The sequence below is a fragment of the Streptococcus sp. oral taxon 431 genome, from assembly GCF_023115445.1.
GTDB lineage: Bacteria > Bacillota > Bacilli > Lactobacillales > Streptococcaceae > Streptococcus.
This window is the reverse complement of record NZ_JALDUI010000033.1, coordinates 1-1397: the sequence shown is the minus strand read 5'-3', so window position 1 is coordinate 1397 and position 1397 is coordinate 1. Positions and strand designations below refer to the sequence as shown.

At 37.7% G+C, this 1397-nt stretch carries 1 protein-coding gene; it reads left to right on the top strand.

Annotated features, from left to right (window positions below):
• Positions 1-3 precede the first annotated feature (3 nt).
• Positions 4-1389 carry an IS1182 family transposase gene (locus M1R56_RS09905; protein ID WP_248036033.1) on the top strand — a complete coding sequence of 462 codons (1386 nt, stop codon included), beginning with the start codon at positions 4-6 and terminating at the stop codon, positions 1387-1389.
• Positions 1390-1397: the final 8 nt, after the last annotated feature.

Here is a 1397-nt window from a genome sequence, read left to right as displayed (position 1 = left end):
CCTATGTTTCACAAAGAAAAACCTGATTATAATCGTAAGCAATATGGCTTCTATACAATAGACGAATTGGTCCCAAAAGATCACTTTCTTCGACAAGTTGATTCAAAAGTTGATTTTGACTTTATCTATGACTTGGTAGAAGATACCTATAGTCCAGATAATGGTCGTCCTAGTCTTGATCCTGTCATGTTAGTCAAAATTCCTTTGATTAAATGTTTTTATGGCATTCGTTCCATGCGCCAAACCATGAAAGATATTGAAGTAAACGTGGCCTATCGTTGGTTTCTTGGACTAACTTTAGATGATAAGGTTCCTCATTTTACTACCTATGGAAAGAATTACAGCCGTCGTTTTCAAGATAAAGAACTCATTTCTGAGATTTTTTCTCAAGTTCTCAACCAAGCTTTGTATGCTGGCTTAATTGATCCTTCTGAAATATTTGTGGATGGTACCCATATCAAAGCGGCAGCTAATAGTCACAAGTACCGTAAGGAAATGGTAGACCAACAAGCTAAATTTATGAGTGAACAATTGGAAATTGAGATTGATTTAGATCGGAAAAAACACGAAAAAAAGTCCTTAAAGCCCGCAAAAGAAAGTGAGGCTAAGGAAAAGAAAATCTCAACGACAGATCCCGAATGTGGTTGGTTTCATAAGGGCGAACACAAGGAAGTATTTGCCTATTCTGCTCAAGTTGCTTGTGATAAGCATGGTTGGGCCTTGGCTTATACGGTTGAGGCAGGAAATGTTCATGATAGTCAGGCTTTCCCTGCCCTATTTTCAAAGTTAGAGCCTTTCTCACCACACTATATTATTGCGGATTCAGGCTACAAGACCCCAACTATTGCCCATTATTTATTAGAACGTAACATCATCCCTGTCTTTCCTTATACTCGACCAAAGGGAGTAAAGGGGAATTTAAGACCTAGTAATTTTGTTTATAATGCAAGTGATGATTGTTATGTCTGTCCAGAGAATCAAGTATTAAGCTATAGCACTACCACTCGAGAAGGCTACCGTGAGTATAAGAGTAATCCCAAAGTATGTGTTGCCTGTCCTTTATTATCCGTTTGTACCCAAAGCCAAAATCATCAAAAAGTAGTAACGAGACATGTCTGGAAAGATGCCCTTGAATTTTGTGAGGAGATTCGTCACCAAAGAGAAATGAAAGAGCTCTATAAGAAGCGCAAAGAAACAATTGAACGACTCTTTGGGACGGCTAAGGAGTACCATAATTTGAGATACACTAGAGAGAAAGGAAAGTCCAAAATGGAGGATCAGGTTGGGCTTACTTTGGCGTGTTTAAATATCAAAAAATTAGTGAAGTGGATAGAGAATATCCCTTTTTATTTTGTTCTAAATTCGATTTTTGAATGGAATATCAGATGATGAGACAA

Bases quoted from the DNA above. Each gene is read 5' to 3' on its own strand.
- M1R56_RS09905 (WP_248036033.1), top strand. From the start codon at position 4: ATGTTTCACAAAGAAAAACCTGATTATAATCGTAAGCAATATGGCTTC.